Origin of the sequence: Halocynthiibacter sp. C4 (genome assembly GCF_028823805.1) — a bacterium.
GTDB classification, from domain to species: domain Bacteria; phylum Pseudomonadota; class Alphaproteobacteria; order Rhodobacterales; family Rhodobacteraceae; genus Falsihalocynthiibacter; species Falsihalocynthiibacter halioticoli.
Map to the genome: position 1 here is coordinate 1,131,689 of NZ_JAPEIE010000001.1, position 14,858 is coordinate 1,146,546.

At 54.7% G+C, this 14,858-nt stretch carries 14 protein-coding genes and 1 other RNA gene; 7 read left to right on the forward strand and 8 right to left on the reverse strand.

What is annotated here, in order from left to right; genetic code table 11:
- The first annotated feature begins 72 nt into the window (after positions 1 to 72).
- Positions 73 to 2,988, forward strand: coding sequence for an Rne/Rng family ribonuclease (locus OU789_RS05565; protein ID WP_274653973.1), 2,916 nt, complete (start codon positions 73 to 75; stop codon positions 2,986 to 2,988).
- 75 nt (positions 2,989 to 3,063) lie between these two features.
- Here the strand turns inward: OU789_RS05565 and OU789_RS05570 are convergent, their stop codons facing one another.
- Positions 3,064 to 3,309, reverse strand: coding sequence for a sulfurtransferase TusA family protein (locus OU789_RS05570; RefSeq protein WP_274653975.1), 246 nt, complete (start codon positions 3,307 to 3,309; stop codon positions 3,064 to 3,066).
- 165 nt (positions 3,310 to 3,474) lie between these two features.
- On the opposite strand from OU789_RS05570, the gene OU789_RS05575 reads away from it, so the two are divergent.
- Together OU789_RS05575 and OU789_RS05580 are read left to right on the forward strand one after the other, a co-directional pair.
- On the forward strand, positions 3,475 to 4,662 hold the full coding sequence (locus tag OU789_RS05575; protein ID WP_274653977.1) for a hypothetical protein: 1,188 nt from the start codon (positions 3,475 to 3,477) through the stop codon (positions 4,660 to 4,662).
- Positions 4,659 to 6,035 (forward strand): cytochrome P450, encoded by a 1,377-nt coding sequence (locus tag OU789_RS05580; protein WP_274653979.1) that lies wholly within the window; start codon positions 4,659 to 4,661, stop codon positions 6,033 to 6,035. Before OU789_RS05575 ends, OU789_RS05580 begins: the two co-directional genes overlap by 4 nt.
- On the opposite strand, the gene OU789_RS05585 is transcribed toward OU789_RS05580, so the two are convergent.
- The 7 genes from OU789_RS05585 to ssrA form a co-directional block, all read right to left on the reverse strand.
- Positions 6,032 to 6,259: a ribbon-helix-helix domain-containing protein gene (locus tag OU789_RS05585; RefSeq protein WP_274653981.1), complete on the reverse strand. Its 228-nt coding sequence runs from the start codon at positions 6,257 to 6,259 to the stop codon at positions 6,032 to 6,034. The genes OU789_RS05580 and OU789_RS05585 overlap by 4 nt on opposite strands.
- A 237-nt stretch (positions 6,260 to 6,496) precedes the next feature.
- Positions 6,497 to 6,700, reverse strand: a complete 204-nt coding sequence (locus tag OU789_RS05590; RefSeq protein WP_263953437.1) for a DUF4169 family protein — start codon at positions 6,698 to 6,700, stop codon at positions 6,497 to 6,499.
- Positions 6,697 to 8,094, reverse strand: coding sequence for a class II fumarate hydratase (gene fumC / locus OU789_RS05595; RefSeq protein WP_263953436.1), 1,398 nt, complete (start codon positions 8,092 to 8,094; stop codon positions 6,697 to 6,699). The genes OU789_RS05590 and fumC overlap by 4 nt, the downstream gene beginning before the upstream one ends.
- Before the next feature lie 121 nt (positions 8,095 to 8,215).
- Positions 8,216 to 8,680 (reverse strand): SspB family protein, encoded by a 465-nt coding sequence (locus OU789_RS05600; protein ID WP_263953435.1) that lies wholly within the window; start codon positions 8,678 to 8,680, stop codon positions 8,216 to 8,218.
- Between the two features lie 226 nt (positions 8,681 to 8,906).
- The gene (gene chrA, locus OU789_RS05605) at positions 8,907 to 10,172 is read right to left on the reverse strand and encodes a chromate efflux transporter (RefSeq protein ID WP_274653984.1); all 1,266 of its coding nucleotides are present in this window, start codon (positions 10,170 to 10,172) and stop codon (positions 8,907 to 8,909) included.
- A 91-nt stretch (positions 10,173 to 10,263) separates the two neighbouring features.
- Positions 10,264 to 10,482: a DUF6500 family protein gene (locus OU789_RS05610; protein WP_274653986.1), complete on the reverse strand. Its 219-nt coding sequence runs from the start codon at positions 10,480 to 10,482 to the stop codon at positions 10,264 to 10,266.
- A 55-nt stretch (positions 10,483 to 10,537) separates the two neighbouring features.
- Positions 10,538 to 10,886, reverse strand: a transfer-messenger RNA (tmRNA) gene (ssrA, locus tag OU789_RS05615).
- 143 nt (positions 10,887 to 11,029) lie between these two features.
- On the opposite strand from ssrA, the gene OU789_RS05620 reads away from it, so the two are divergent.
- The 4 genes from OU789_RS05620 to OU789_RS05635 all read left to right on the forward strand — a co-directional run bounded on the left by OU789_RS05620 (position 11,030) and on the right by OU789_RS05635 (position 14,856).
- Complete coding sequence (locus OU789_RS05620; RefSeq protein ID WP_274653988.1) at positions 11,030 to 12,019, forward strand: MDR family oxidoreductase; 990 nt, start codon at positions 11,030 to 11,032, stop codon at positions 12,017 to 12,019.
- 128 nt (positions 12,020 to 12,147) lie between these two features.
- Positions 12,148 to 12,588, forward strand: coding sequence for a TrgA family protein (locus tag OU789_RS05625; RefSeq protein ID WP_263953431.1), 441 nt, complete (start codon positions 12,148 to 12,150; stop codon positions 12,586 to 12,588).
- A gap of 51 nt (positions 12,589 to 12,639) precedes the next feature.
- The gene (locus tag OU789_RS05630; protein ID WP_274653990.1) at positions 12,640 to 13,764 is read left to right on the forward strand and encodes an NUDIX domain-containing protein; all 1,125 of its coding nucleotides are present in this window, start codon (positions 12,640 to 12,642) and stop codon (positions 13,762 to 13,764) included.
- Between the two features lie 54 nt (positions 13,765 to 13,818).
- Positions 13,819 to 14,856: a cysteine synthase A gene (locus OU789_RS05635; protein WP_263953429.1), complete on the forward strand. Its 1,038-nt coding sequence runs from the start codon at positions 13,819 to 13,821 to the stop codon at positions 14,854 to 14,856.
- The last annotated feature ends 2 nt before the right edge of the window (positions 14,857 to 14,858 follow it).

The following is a 14,858-nucleotide window of genomic DNA, read 5'->3' on the forward strand; positions in this document are numbered from 1 at the left end:
CCTTATCAGACACCTTGCAATACGCGGATCCCAAACAGGATTGCGCAGCTTGCGAGCGTGCAAAGAGATCACATGGCTAAGAAAATGCTTATCGACGCCACCCACGCAGAGGAAACTCGCGTTGTGGTGGTTGATGGAACCAAGGTTGAGGAATTTGACTTTGAGTCCGAAAACAGACGCCAGCTTGCTGGCAACATCTATCTTGCAAAAGTAACACGGGTTGAGCCGTCGCTTCAGGCGGCCTTTATCGACTATGGCGGAAACCGTCATGGTTTCCTCGCGTTTTCCGAGATTCATCCGGATTACTACCAAATTCCCGTTGCTGACCGCGAAGCGCTGTTGGCCGAGGAACGCGCATATGCGAAATCGCTTGAGGAAGAGGACGAAAAACCTGCCCCCAAGCGCCGCCGTCGTCGCCGTGGTAAAGCCGCTGAGAACAAATCCAACGACGCTGTAGAGACCAAAGAGGTCGAGGAAACGTCTGCATCCAAGTCCGGTCCGTCTGGTATGGATGTGGTTGACCTTGACGAGTCCGAAGAGGGCAGCTCGCCCATGGAGCTCGTCGGCGAAACACCGGTCGAGACACCTGCTGCAACCGAAGGCGAAGCAGAGACAGCTAAGGGTGCGCAAGACGAGAGCACTGCAGACGCTGCTGCTGACGAGAAAACAGAAGCAACCAAAGACGCCGAGACACCTGTTGAGGATGCTTCGAAAGCAAACGCGAAATCTGATGACGCAGGCGAAGATGCTTCTGAAGATGACACTGACGACAACGATGACGACGATGATGATGCGCCGCTAGACGCAACTGAAAAAGACGACCAGATCGAGTCGGTTGCGGACGAGGATGTCACTGAAGAAATCCGCGTGCCACGCAAGCGTCGTCCACGCAAATATAAAATCCAAGAGGTGATCAAGGTTCGCCAAATCCTTTTGGTACAGGTTGTAAAAGAAGAGCGCGGCAACAAAGGCGCGGCGCTGACCACATATCTTTCGCTCGCAGGCCGGTACTGTGTTCTGATGCCAAACACTGCGCGCGGTGGCGGCATTTCACGCAAGATCACCAACGTGGCCGACCGCAAGAAACTCAAGCAGATCGCGCAAGAGATCGACGTGCCAGAAGGCGCGGGCCTTATTGTGCGTACGGCTGGGGCCGAGCGGACCAAGCCCGAGATCAAGCGCGACTATGAATACCTTCAGCGCCTTTGGGAGCAGATCCGCGCCCTGACCCTGAAATCCATCGCACCTGCGAAAATCTATGAAGAGGGCGATCTGATCAAACGGTCGATCCGCGATCTTTATAACCGTGATATCGACGAAGTCGCGGTAGAGGGCGAAGCTGGCTATCGCGTGGCCAAGGACTTCATGAAAATGATCATGCCGTCCCACGCCAAAAATGTGAAACGCTATACTGATCCTTTGCCGCTGTTTGCGCGCTATCAGGTCGAGAGCTATCTGGCGGGAATGTTTAACCCGACGGTGCAGCTTAAATCAGGTGGTTACATCGTGATTGGTGTGACTGAGGCGCTTGTGGCCATTGACGTGAACTCCGGTCGCGCCACCAAAGAAGGTTCGATCGAAGACACGGCCGTCAAAACAAACCTTGAGGCCGCCGATGAGGTGGCTCGTCAGTTGCGTCTGCGTGATTTGGCCGGTCTGATCGTGATTGACTTCATCGACATGGAAGACCGCCGCAACAACGCCGCCGTTGAAAAGCGGATGAAGGAAAAGCTCAAGACCGATCGCGCCCGAATTCAGGTTGGTCGCATCTCTGGATTTGGCTTGATGGAAATGTCGCGCCAGCGCCTGCGCCCTGGTATGATCGAAGCTACAACACAGCCATGTCACCATTGTCACGGCACGGGCTTGATCCGTTCTGATGACAACCTTGCGCTGTCCATCCTTCGCCAGCTTGAAGAAGAGGGTGTGCGCCGCCGTTCGCGCGAGGTTCTGTTGAAGGTGCCGGTTGGCATTATGAACTTCCTCGTGAACACCAAGCGTGAACACATCGCCCAGATCGAAGCGCGTTACGGCCTTTCGGTGCGGATTGAAGCTGATCCGTTCCTTGTTAGCCCTGATTTCTCGATTGAGCGGTTCAAAACAGCGACGCGGAACCTTCGCGAAACCGCTGCGCCAGTTGTATCAGTTGATGCATCCCTGATGGATGGCGTTGACGAGGATATCGAGAGCGAAAACGGCCAATCCAACGATCAGAACGGTGAGAATTCCGCGCGGTCCGAGGAAGAGCAGCAGCCCAAGAAGCGCCGTCGTCGTCGTCGCCGTCGTCGTGGTGGCGGAGGCAATAACAATGCTGACGCTGAAAACGCCAACAACGAAAACGCGACAGATACGCAAACCTCTGATGACAAGCCGACAGAGGCTCAGAACGAGGAGAAAGCGGACGCTGAAGCAAAACCGGCGGAAGCGGCAGACTCTTCTGAAGCAAAGACAGAGGAGGCGCCTAAGAAACGCCGCCGCGCTCCACGTAAGAAAGCCTCTGACGCTGAGGTAAAAGAGGTGGCTTCCACAGAGGGCGAAGACGCTAAAGCAGAGTCCGCTGAAGAAGAGAAGCCAGCGAAGAAACCAGCGCGTCGCCGCACTTCCAAGAAAAAGGAAGCTGCAGAAGCTGCTGATCAAGGTGACGCAACTGTTTCTACGGATGCGCCAGAAGCAGCGTCTGAAGAGGCGCCGGCTAAGCCAGCACGCAAACGCGCACCGCGTAAAAAGGCAAAAGAAGACGCTTCAACAGAAGCGGCGGCCGAGGAAGCTCCCGCCAAGAAGACACGAAGCCGCAAGCCAAAGGCCAAACCTGCGGAAGAGGCCCCTGCAGTGGCCGCAGAGCCTGCTAAGGAAGAGGCCGCAATTGCGGTTGCAACGCCTGAACCGGAAGCCGCGCCAGTGGCAAAGCCGGAGCCAGAGCCTGTAGCTGCCGCGCCTGAAGTTAAAGAGAAGCCCAAGAAAAAGGGCTGGTGGTCGCTTGGGAAGTAGCTCTTAGTGGCACATTAGAAAATCGAAGCAACGCCGAGTCTTGGACTCGGCGTTGGCATTTGTAGCGTTGAATTTCTATTTTCGGCGGATGAAGTACCGCGTCGCTGCACGACCATTTCCAAGGCCTTCTGCGGTTTCCTGACCTAGAAACTCGTGTCCGTTTTCAGCACAGAAATGCGGCACGTCGATCTCTGCGGCGGGATCATCTGCGATCACGGCGAGAACCGCTCCAGCTTGCATTGTGCCAAGTTTCTTGCGGGCTTTCAAAACAGGTAGCGGGCACAGAAGGCCAAGCGCATCAATGTCTTCGTCATAGATCATGCACAGAACCTATGGCGCGCCTTGCGGTTTGTCCATTGCTCTTAGCCGCCGCTGATTTTGTACTTATTTCATTCAGATAATTGCGCTAGGCTGTGGTTTATCGAGGGCAAGAACGGGCAAATTGACGTGGTGGGGCAAGAGCTTAGGCAGAAAACACCGGGATCGGTGAGTAAGCGCAAGGTATTTTACATTCCCGGATATGATCCGCATCCGCCTCGGCGGTATCGTGAGTTGTATCGCACAGAGGCAATTCGACAGAGCGAAATTTCGGAATACGACATAACCTTCGGCCGCCCGATCATCGGCGAGGATGATTTTGGCTGGCAGGTACTTTCGCAAATTGACGGCACTCCCGTCCAAGCAGATGTAACCGTTTTGCCATGGACGGACATCGTCAAGAAATCCATGTCGCGCGGCGTTCTGTCGACCTATTGGCAGCTTGTTCGAACGGCGTGGATTTATACGAGAACCGGAACATTGCGCAGCCTGATGATGTTGCGCAAGGGGCCAATTATCGCGGCATTTTACCCTGTTTTGATGCTGCTCTTGCAACTCTTGGCCGCGTTCCTCGTTGCGCGTGTAGCGGCGGGGGCAGTGTCTTGGGCGATTTATCCCAACGTCGGTTGGGTGATTTTCCCGCTTGTATTCGTGATGATCCTCAGGTGGTTTCGCTCGATCGATAGCAAGATCTACGCTTATTACCTGATGCATGACTACGCGCATGCGGTCCAACTGCGCGGAGCGTATTCGGATGCGGATGAGGCAGTTATCAAAGCGTTTCGACACAGAATAGCAGATGCGATGGAACAGGATTACGACGAGGTTCTCGTTGTTGGTCACTCTTCCGGCGCGCATTTGGCTGTATCGATCCTTGCTGATTTGATCCGCAAGGCGCCACCTTCGCCACAGGGGCCTGCGTTGGCGCTGCTCACGCTCGGGCAAGCCATTCCTATGATGTCTTTCTTACCCGAGGCGCGTCGACTACGTGGCGATTTGGCGTTCTTGTCAACGCGTGATGATTTGTGCTGGGTTGATGTGTCTGCGCCGGCGGATGGGTGTTCCTTCGCGCTCTGCGATCCTGTTGCTGTGTCTGGTGTCGCGCCGCGCAACAAGAAATGGCCGCTCGTAATCTCTGCGGCATTTTCTCAAACTCTAAGCCCCGAGATGTGGCAGAAGCTCAAACGGCGCTATTTTCGCCTGCATTTTCAATATCTCTGTGCGTTTGAGCGCCCCAACGACTATGACTACTTCCAGATTACGGCTGGCCCGCTCACCTTGGCCGAACGCTTTCGCGGGCGAGCCCCATCAAAATCAAGGATAGATGTTGAGGCATCGCCTTATACAGACACATGAGTTTCACACCTCCTAAACCTCCCTCACGACCCGAAAAATCCAGTCTTTTCGCCTATTTGCGGGCGTTTCGCAAAGATATCCTCTCTGCCCAGCCGGAAAAGCTCTATGGCGCCAAGATGGCCGAGTTCAAAACGCCGTTCTTTCGCTCGTTTCTCGTAAACCAGCCAGAACTTGTGGATTTTGTCCTGAAGGAACGCCCGAGTGAATTTCCCAAGTCGAACCGTATCCGAGAGGGGCTGGAACCTCTGCTCGGAAACTCTGTGTTCCTGACCAATGGTGCGGAGTGGGAGCGGCAGCGCCGTATAATCAATCCGGCGTTTGAAGGGGGGAGACTGCGCGAAGTGCTTCCGGCGATGGAGGCGGCAAGCGCGGCTATGGTGGAGCGGCTCGCGATGAGGGCGGGGGATGATCCGGTAGAGTTTGAGCAGGAAGCAAGCTTTACCGCTGCCGATATCATTTTCCGGACTTTGTTTTCCATTCCGATTACCCATCACACCGCGTCCGAAGTGTTTGTGCAGTTTCAGGGGTTCCAGCGCACACAACCGATCCTCAATCTGGCTGCGTTCTTGCCGATTCCACGTTGGGTCCCACGGTTTCACAGGCGCGCGACAATTAAGCGTGCGCGTGCCTTGCGCGGGCTTATCACTGAGCTGGTGATGGAGCGCGCCAAAGCCATTGAGCGCGGCGACGCACCAGACGACCTAGCGACGAAGATCATGACAACAAAGGATCCTCAAACCGGCAACTGCTTTTCACCCGCAGAAATGGTCGATCAGGTGGCGATTTTCTTCCTCGCAGGGCATGAAACAAGCGCCTCTGCGCTCGCTTGGGCCATGTATCTGTTGGCGGTCGATCAAGACATGCAGCGCCGTGTTCAAGACGAGATCGACGCGCAGGTTGGGCAAGGTTCGGTTAGCTTATCTAAACTCGGGAAGTTGCGGCTAACGCGCGATGTGTTTCAAGAGGCGTTGCGTCTCTATCCACCGGTTCCAATGATGGTGCGAGAGGCGCAATGTCCGCACCAGTTTCGCGGAAGGAATGTTGAGAAGGGCGCACAGGTTGTGATCTCGCCGTGGCATATGCAGCGACACACTGGCATGTGGGATAACCCAGATTGTTTTGATCCGGACCGCTTCAAAACACCTGAAGGCAAGGCCGCGCTGCGCAAGGCCTATCTTCCGTTTTCAAAGGGCGCGCGTGTCTGTCCAGGCGCGGGGTTTGCGATGGCTGAAGGGCCGATGATCCTTGCCCATCTCCTCCGCGCTTTTTCCTTTAGCGCGGCCGATGGACCAAAACCAATACCCGTTGCGCATCTCACAGTGCGCGCCAAAAATGGTATTTGGTTAAAGGTCACGCCCCGCAAAAACGCCTAGCTCTTCAGCTTGTCCTGATAATATTTCAGGATGTATAGCCGGATCGCCGAGGCAAGCCCGAGGTCAATGCCACGCTCTTTGTCTATCTGTGCCGCTAGGGCGTTTAACGGAGTATTCTGCTCGTCCGCAATTTTTTTAAAGGCCGCCCAGAATTCATCTTCCAGCGACACACTCGTTCTATGACCGTTCAAGGTCAAAGAACGCTTTTTTGGTCTCATACTCATATACTTTCGATCAAGCAATTTGGCCCGAACGTCCTTTACCTTCGGGCAAACATCACACGCCCGAACATCCCCATCGTAAATCGTCAGGAATCCTTGGCAACCTGTACAAAAGTCAGGCGACCTTACGTCAACTTGGGCGTGTTTTCTCTAATTTACTCAGAAACAAACTACGTTGGGCCGCAAGGGATGGCTACTGCGGCGCCGGATTGCCAGCCCGAGCGTGTCGGGCCGGCGGTACTAGTCGGCTTCAAAGCCGTCGTCTTCTTGCTCTGTCAACTCGTGTTGGTCGAGCATTTTGCGTGCTTTTTCGTTGCGAGATGCATCAAGTAGGCGCTCAGCCTTGGAGCGGCCAAATTGCGCGGCGTTTTGATCCGCCTGCGCGCGTTTTTCTTCCCGTGCGCGGGATTTCCGCGCACGGTTCAGATTGGTGATTTTGGTCATGCGTCTTTGGGGCCGATCATGTTTTCTGGCCGCACGACTTCGTCAAAGGTTTTCTCGTCCACAAAGCCAAGCGCAATCGCCTCTTCTTTGAGGGTTGTGCCGTTTTTGTGCGCGGTCTTGGCAACGGTTGTTGCGTTGTCATAACCAATGGTCGGTGCGAGGGCTGTTACGAGCATGAGCGATTCATTCATGATCTTCTCGATGCGGTCTTTGTTGGCTTTGATGCCGACCACACAGTTATCAGTAAACGCAGAGGCCGCGTCGCCCAGAAGCTGCATGGATTGCAGGACGTTATAAGCCATCATTGGATTATAAACGTTCAATTCGAAATGCCCTTGGCTTCCCGCAAAACCAACCGCGGCGTCATTGCCGATGACATGGGCGCAAACCTGCGTCATGGATTCACACTGTGTCGGGTTTACTTTGCCTGGCATGATCGAGGAGCCGGGTTCGTTCTCAGGCAACAACAGCTCGCCAAGGCCGCAGCGTGGGCCGGAACCGAGAAGGCGGATATCGTTCGCAATTTTGAACAGGCTCGCCGCGACGGTCTTCAACGCGCCGGAGAACATGACAAGCGCGTCATGGGCGGCAAGCGCTTCGAATTTGTTTGGTGCTGTTACGAAGGGCAGACCAGTGATTTCGGCCATATTTGCCGCAACCTTCTCGCCCCAGCCGACGCGTGTATTCAGGCCGGTTCCAACGGCAGTACCGCCCTGTGCAAGCTCGTAAACATCGTTCAGGGATGCTTTTACGCGCTCGATCCCCTTGGCAAGCTGGTGGGCATAGCCGGAGAATTCCTGCGCGAGAGTGAGCGGTGTAGCGTCCATTGTGTGGGTGCGGCCGATTTTGATGATGCCCTCAAACTCTGCAACCTTGGCTTCGAGCGCAGCGTGGAGCTTCTCAAGGCCGGGGATCAAGACATCACGCGCGGTCATTGCGGTCGCGATATGCATGGCAGTTGGGAAGGTGTCGTTCGAGGACTGGCCCATATTGCAGTGATCGTTGGGATGCACAGGATCTTTGGAGCCGATCACACCACCGAGAATTTCAATCGCACGGTTGGCGATCACCTCGTTGGAGTTCATGTTGGATTGCGTGCCGGAGCCTGTTTGCCAGACGACGAGCGGGAAGTTGTCATCGAATTTACCGTCGATGACTTCTCCAGCGGCCTCAACAATCGCACCGCCGATTTTCGCATCCAGTGCGCCGCTTTCTACGTTGGCTTGCGCACAGGCTTTCTTGATGACGCCAAGTGCCCGAACGATAGCAACGGGCTGCTTCTCCCAGCCGATCGGAAAATTGATAAGCGACCGTTGCGTTTGCGCGCCCCAGTATTTGTCGGAAGGGACCTCAAGAGGGCCAAAGCTGTCGGTTTCGGTACGAGTTGCGGTCATTTATCTCTCCTGAGAACTCAAGGCAAAATTCGCCGTAAGCTATAGAGCGCAGGCGCGGTTTTGACAATCTCTCAGGAGGGGGAAGGGGCGCGGTAAATTGCCCGAATATTAGGCGCGGTGGCTATTTACGGAAGCTGTCGAGGCTGACAACTTCGGCGTCCTTTGCCTCTTCTTCCACGTCTTCGGCCATTGGGGCTTCTTCAACGGGGGCGTCGGCCTCTTCTTCGCGGTCTTCTTGGGTTTCAAACCGAAGGCCAAACTCAACCGAAGGATCCACAAATGTTACGATGGAATCATATGGAATATATAGGTTTTCCGGAGTTCCGCCGAATTTCATCGTAACCTTGAAACCGTCATCCGAAACTTCAAGATTTTCAAACCAGTTCTGCATTACCACCGTCATTTCACCCGGATAGCGATCCGATAGCCAGTCTGCCATCTCGACGTCGGGATGCAGGGTGTCAAAGGTAATGAAAAAGTGGTGCGCGCCTGGAAGGCCATTCTCCTGAACGCCTTGAAGCACCTTTTGGATAAGGCTCCGCATGGCGCTGTGCATCAGGTTTCCATAGTCGATGAAGTCAGACATTTTTTGGCCTTTGGATAGTCGCGTCTTTAAAAAGCATAAGCCTGCGGTTTCGGGAAGGAAAGGGGGCGCGAGCGTTTTTCCCGAAACGGCGCAATGAAATTTGTGCGGTTATATGCACTTTGCCCAAAGCGCGCGGCCACAGGCTCATGACAACAACGTTTCAATTTTTGAGGTCGCTGATTACGAGAGGCAGCGGGTAATTTATCCGGATATTTCGCCCGGTGCTTTAGAGTCCAATGGTATGAAGGCCAAGGCCCGCAAGCGCCATGATAAGCAAAGTACGCCCCATGCCGAGATTGGCTGCAAACATGAGTATTCCTGCAAGTACAGCAAGGCCAGCAGCGGCAAGATCAAGGCTTGCCGGACTCGGCAGGAGCACATCAAACCAACCGTGTTTGTACTGGGTCGTTTCTTTGAATAGCACATGGGCCGCGAACCAGATCGAGAGGTTCAGAATAACACCGACCACAGCGGCAGTAATCCCCGCGAGCGCGGCGGAAAGTTTTGGTCGGGTGCTTAGAGTTGAAAGGTAAGGTGCGAAGGTAAAAATCCAAAGGAAACAGGGCACAAATGTCATCCAGAGCGCGACGAATGCCCCGGCGATCCCGAGCGCCATGCCTCCGGCGTTATAGGCAGCCTGAAATCCAACGAACTCCGTAACCAGTATAAGCGGGCCGGGGGTTGTTTCGGCCAGTCCGAGCCCGTCCATCATCGTTGCAGTACTGATCCATCCATGCTCGGCCACCACGGTTTGCGTCATATAGGCGAGCACGGCGTAGGCACCGCCAAAGGTGACGATCGCAAGTTTTGAAAAGAACAAACCGATTGCAGTTAGGAGCTGAGCGCCGGAGAGGTACAAAAGCGCGAGAGGTGCGGCCCATAGGTTTCCCCATATCAAAACGGTTTTTAACGTTTGCGGGCGCGTTGCAGGCCCATTTTCGACGGTCATTTCAGGAAGTGAACCACGAAGCCCGATTGCACCGATCAGAGCGGCAAGTGCAACAATGAGCGGGTAGGGTAACGCAAACACATAGATTGCGATGAAGCTTGAGACCGCAATTCCCCATGCGAGTGGTGATTTCAGTGCGCGGCGCGAGACCTTGAGCAATGCGTCGATGACGATCACGACCACCGCGGCTTTTACACCTAGGAAAAGAGCCTCGACCAAAGGCACCTCGCCAAAGAGCGCGTAGGCCATCGCCAACGCCAGCACCACAAAAGCCCCGGGAATGACAAACAAAGCGCCAGCAATCAGACCGCCCCTCACGCCATGAAGCCGCCAGCCAGCATAGGTCGCAAGCTGCATCGCTTCTGGTCCGGGAAGTAACATACAGAACGACAGCGCTGACAGGAATTGAGACTCGCTAAGCCACGGGCGCTCCTCAACCAACTCCTTGTGCATGAGCGCAATTTGCGCTGCCGGCCCGCCAAACGACAGCAAGCCAATACGGGCAAAGATGCGAGTTGCCTCAGAGAGAGTGGGGTTATTCACGACATACTTTCAGGCTTGATTTCAGCGCGTTAGTTGCGTCGAGAGTTAGGCGGTTATCGATATTGGGTCAATTCTTTTGAACTGACAAAGTTCAATCGCCGCGCATGACCATTTCCTTGATCTTTGCCGCTTTGACAAAGTGATCAAGCTTATGGGTCTCAATCCACCATGTCGCCGCTTCCATAAGAAGGGCGGGGTTGTCATTTTTGTTCTTGAAGAAGGCATAAAACGATACGCCAACATCATCGCCTTTACGGGCGATCTTTTCGTCGCAGACGCGAAGGATGTGTTGGCGGAGAGAAGCGCGCATAAGGAAACCCTAAAACATGGAGCTTCATACTTATGCCGAAATACTGGGGAAGGTAAGTGCAGGTTTCTGTTGCCAGGTACCTGCGAACCCCGCCTAGGGCAGCAATGCGCTAGGGCTTAAAGTTTCGACTTTTCGGACTGCTTAAGCAGCCAGAGCCATCGGAGCGTCGTTGTCATTTGCAACTAGCTTAAATGTACCGATAACGGTGGTAACTCACCGAAACAAAGCAAACCCCTTTAGACGTTCGTCGATCCTATTTCGACCCCATGGACCTCAAATGAAGGTATTTGGTGGAGTCGCCGGGTACCGCCCCCGGGTCCGATCCGCTTATTACGAGCGCGTTTATGTTCATAGTCCCGAAGGACAGTCTCAATTTAGGCGTGGCGCGCGGAACTTACAAGGGATCATCGCCGCAATTTTCCGGTCTTGCCCGCATTGGTTTGGCTGTTCTTGCAATCGGAGCCAACGTGGTGTCTTGTTGATTTAAAGGGTGGAGTGGCAAACGGGAGATTGTCTGTGATTTGCCGAAATCAGGGAGTATTTTCATATGTTTAGAGCGCTGGTTGTCGAGAAAGACGATGAGGGAAAAACACAAGCAGGTGTAAAGAATATCTCTGTCGATGATCTTCCTGACGGTGATGTCCTCGTTGATGTGGACTATTCCACTGTGAATTATAAAGACGGGCTATGTCTTGGGAGCGGAGGCGGGCTGGTCCGAAATTATCCGCATGTTCCGGGCATTGATTTTGCAGGAACCGTCGCGGAAAGCGGTGATGAGCGGTATTCGGTTGGCGACAAGGTTGTTCTAACCGGATGGCGTGTAGGCGAGGTTCACTGGGGCGGTTATGCAGAAAAGGCTCGTGTGAAGGCGGATTGGTTGGTTCCATTGCCGGACGGGCTCACAACGCGGCAAGCCATGGCGATCGGAACTGCGGGATTGACCGCAATGCTCGCGACTGTCGCGCTCGAAGAACATGGGCTTACGCCAAACAAGGGCAAGGTTCTTGTTACTGGCGCGGCTGGCGGTGTTGGCTCCGTTGCAACAGCAATCTTGGCAAATAAAGGATATGAAGTCGCTGCAGTGACTGGCCGTCCAGAAACCGAGCCATACCTGCGAGGGCTTGGCGCCACAGAAATTGTCCCGCGTGAAGCGATTGCCGAAACTGTTAAGCGGCCATTGGAGTCAGAGACATGGGCGGGGTGCGTTGATGCCGTTGGCGGCGATATGCTGGCGCGGGTGTTTGGCCAAATGCAATACGGCGCTTCGGTCGCGGCAGTTGGGCTTGCCGGAGGACCGCAATTGCCGACGACTGTATTGCCGTTTATCCTGCGTGGGGTGAACTTGCTTGGGATTGATAGTGTCATGCAACCCTTTGAAAATAGGGTGAAAGCATGGAAAGCGCTTGCGGAGTTTCTGCCAAAAGACAAGCTTGACGACATGATCGTTCCCGCGACGCTCGAAGACCTTCCTCAACTTGGCCGAGATATCCTAAAGGGGCAGGTCAAAGGACGCGTTGTTGTGGATGTGCGTGCGTGATTTGAGCGCTTGCGCTTCACCCGAACGTTGTGCGCGTGCAACCCTGCGTAGGGAAAACCGCATGTAGGCGTGAAATCCGTTGCTCCACGGAGTAAACCCCCGTACCCATGACAAAAAAGGGGTGTTTCATGCTCTCGATGTCTCGAGTTATGGCCTTTGTGACGTTTGCAGCAGTTGCGTGGTTTGCGTCTGAATTGGTGAAATTTGAACTGCCGGAAGGAATGAACGCAGGCAAACTATCAGAGGTGAACGCGATTCTTGCAGGTATCGTTGCATGGCGCGTGGCTGGCGTTCGGCAACGGATCGGCTACTCTGCTGCGCTCGGAAACGGGTTCACGGCCATGGTGGCGGCGGTTCTTACCTGCCTCTTCTTTCAATCCGGATACGAGATGATCATGACCTCTATGCGTGGCCGATATGATGGCCCGATGGATGCGCTTGTCGAGATGGCAAAAATCTACGGTGAAATGGCGCTTTACCTTGCTACGCCTGCGGTGTTTATTACGCTTCTGGTTGGCGGTTGTGCCGCTGGCTATATGGTCGAATGGGCAAGCCGCCGCTGGAACTAAGCCAGCGGTTTTCATGCTGAAAACGGCCGGAGTAATAAGGCCGTTTTGTTTATGTCTGATACGATTTTTCTTTTTGGTACATTGCGTTACCTGCCATTGCTCAACCTTGTTGCGGGGCGTGATCTAACAACAAGCCTTGGTGCGGCGGCCCTAGAAGATCATGCAATCAATACCGTTGCCGGAGCAGATTATCCCTGTTTGGTCCATGCCAAGGGCGAGCGCGCTGAGGGCCTTTGCTTGCGGAGCGCAGACACGGGCGTACGTGATCGATTGGCCTTCTACGAAGCTTGTTTTGGCTACGTGCTCGAGACGGTGACACTCGCGAATGGCGAAATCGCAGACGTGTTTCGTCCGCTCAAAGAGCCAAAAAGTTATGCGGTTTGGGACCTTGAGGCTTGGTCCACGCGGTGGGGGGACATTGCCCTTGAGGCCGCCAGTGAGGTCATGTCGCGATTTGGCAAGGAAGCGCCAGAAGAGGTTGGCACACGGTTCGGGCCGATCCGCATTCGCGCTGCCTCGAAATTGCGCGCCATGGCTGAAGTGGAGCGAGAAGGGGCAGGCGCAGCACGTCCGGTCGCGGCTGTGAAGAAGCAGTCACGCGGATATGATCGGTTCTTCGCAGTTGATGATCTTGTGCTGTCTCACACCAGCTTTGACGGGCAGCGCGAACTGGAAGTAGAGCGCGCCGTATTTCTGATGGCGGACGCTGTTACGGTCCTGCCGTATGATCCGCAGCGGGATAAAGTGTTGCTGATCGAGCAATTCCGCGCGGGGATATTTGCACGAGGAGACCGGTATTCCCTAAGTCTGGAGCCAATTGCCGGACGCATGGATCCAGGCGAAACACCAGAAGACACCGCTCACCGTGAAGCACAGGAAGAAGCTGGCGTCTCGTTTGCGCGGTTGGAGTTCATCAGTCGCTACTACCCGTCTCCGGGCGGGACGAGCGAGTATCTGACCAGCTATGTGGGGATCGCCGACCTGCCTGATAGTATCGCTGGAATCTCCGGTGTTGCCGAGGAGGGGGAAGACATCAAAAGCCATGTTCTCTCGTTTGAGGCGCTCATGTCACTGGTTTCTGGTGGGCGGAATGCCAATGGGCCGCTGGTACTTTCGGCGTTGTGGCTGGCTCAAAACCGCTCACGACTTCGTATGCTGGCCAACGCTGGCGCTTGAGTTCCGTTGCGCTGCATCCTAAACAGTGCCAACATCTTAGAAAAAGGGCTTGAAATGCGCGTTTGTAAAGACCTGCCGGAATTGATCGGCAACACCCCGATGGTGCGCCTGAACTCTGTCTCCGACGCCACTGGTTGCGAGATTTTGGGTAAGGCCGAATTCATGAATCCGGGCCAGTCGGTCAAGGATCGCGCTGCGCTTTATATCATTCGTGCGGCGATTGAATCCGGTGCGCTAAAACCGGGCGGTACGATCGTCGAGGGGACTGCGGGCAATACCGGTATTGGCCTTGCGCTTGTGGGCGCGTCGATGGGGTTCAAAACCGTGATTGTCATTCCTGAAACGCAAAGTCAGGAAAAGAAAGACATGATCCGCCTCGCAGGGGCCGAACTCGTGCAAGTGCCTGCTGCGCCTTATAAAAACCCGAACAACTACGTGCGTTACAGCCAGCGTTTGGCCGAGGAATTGGCCAAAAGCGAGCCCAACGGTGCGATCTGGGCAAACCAATTTGATAATGTCGCAAACCGTCAATCCCACTACGAGACAACTGCGCCTGAAATCTGGGAACAGACGAAGGGCAATGTCGACGGATTTATCTGTGCGGTCGGATCAGGCGGAACACTTGCGGGCGTGGCTATGGGGCTGCGTGAGAAAAAAGCGGACGTGAAAATCGGGATCGCTGATCCGGAAGGTGCGGCGCTCTATAACTTCTATAAGAACGGCGAGTTGAAGTCCGAGGGAACGTCGATCACGGAAGGTATCGGGCAGGGGCGTATCACAGCGAACCTTGAGGGGCTTTCCGTTGATCACGCTTACCAAATCCCTGATTCCGAAGCTCTGCCTTATGTATTTGACCTTCTGGAAGAAGAAGGAATTTGCCTTGGTGGATCTTCTGGTATCAACGTCGCTGGTGCAGTGCGTCTGGCAAAGGAACTTGGGCCGGGCCATACGATCGTGACGATCCTGTGCGACTACGGCACGCGTTATCAGAGTAAGCTGTTCAATCCGGCGTTCCTGAAAGATAAGGGGCTTCCTGTTCCAAACTGGCTTGATCAAGCTCCGCGCTCGATCCCCGGAGTATTCGAGGATTAAGA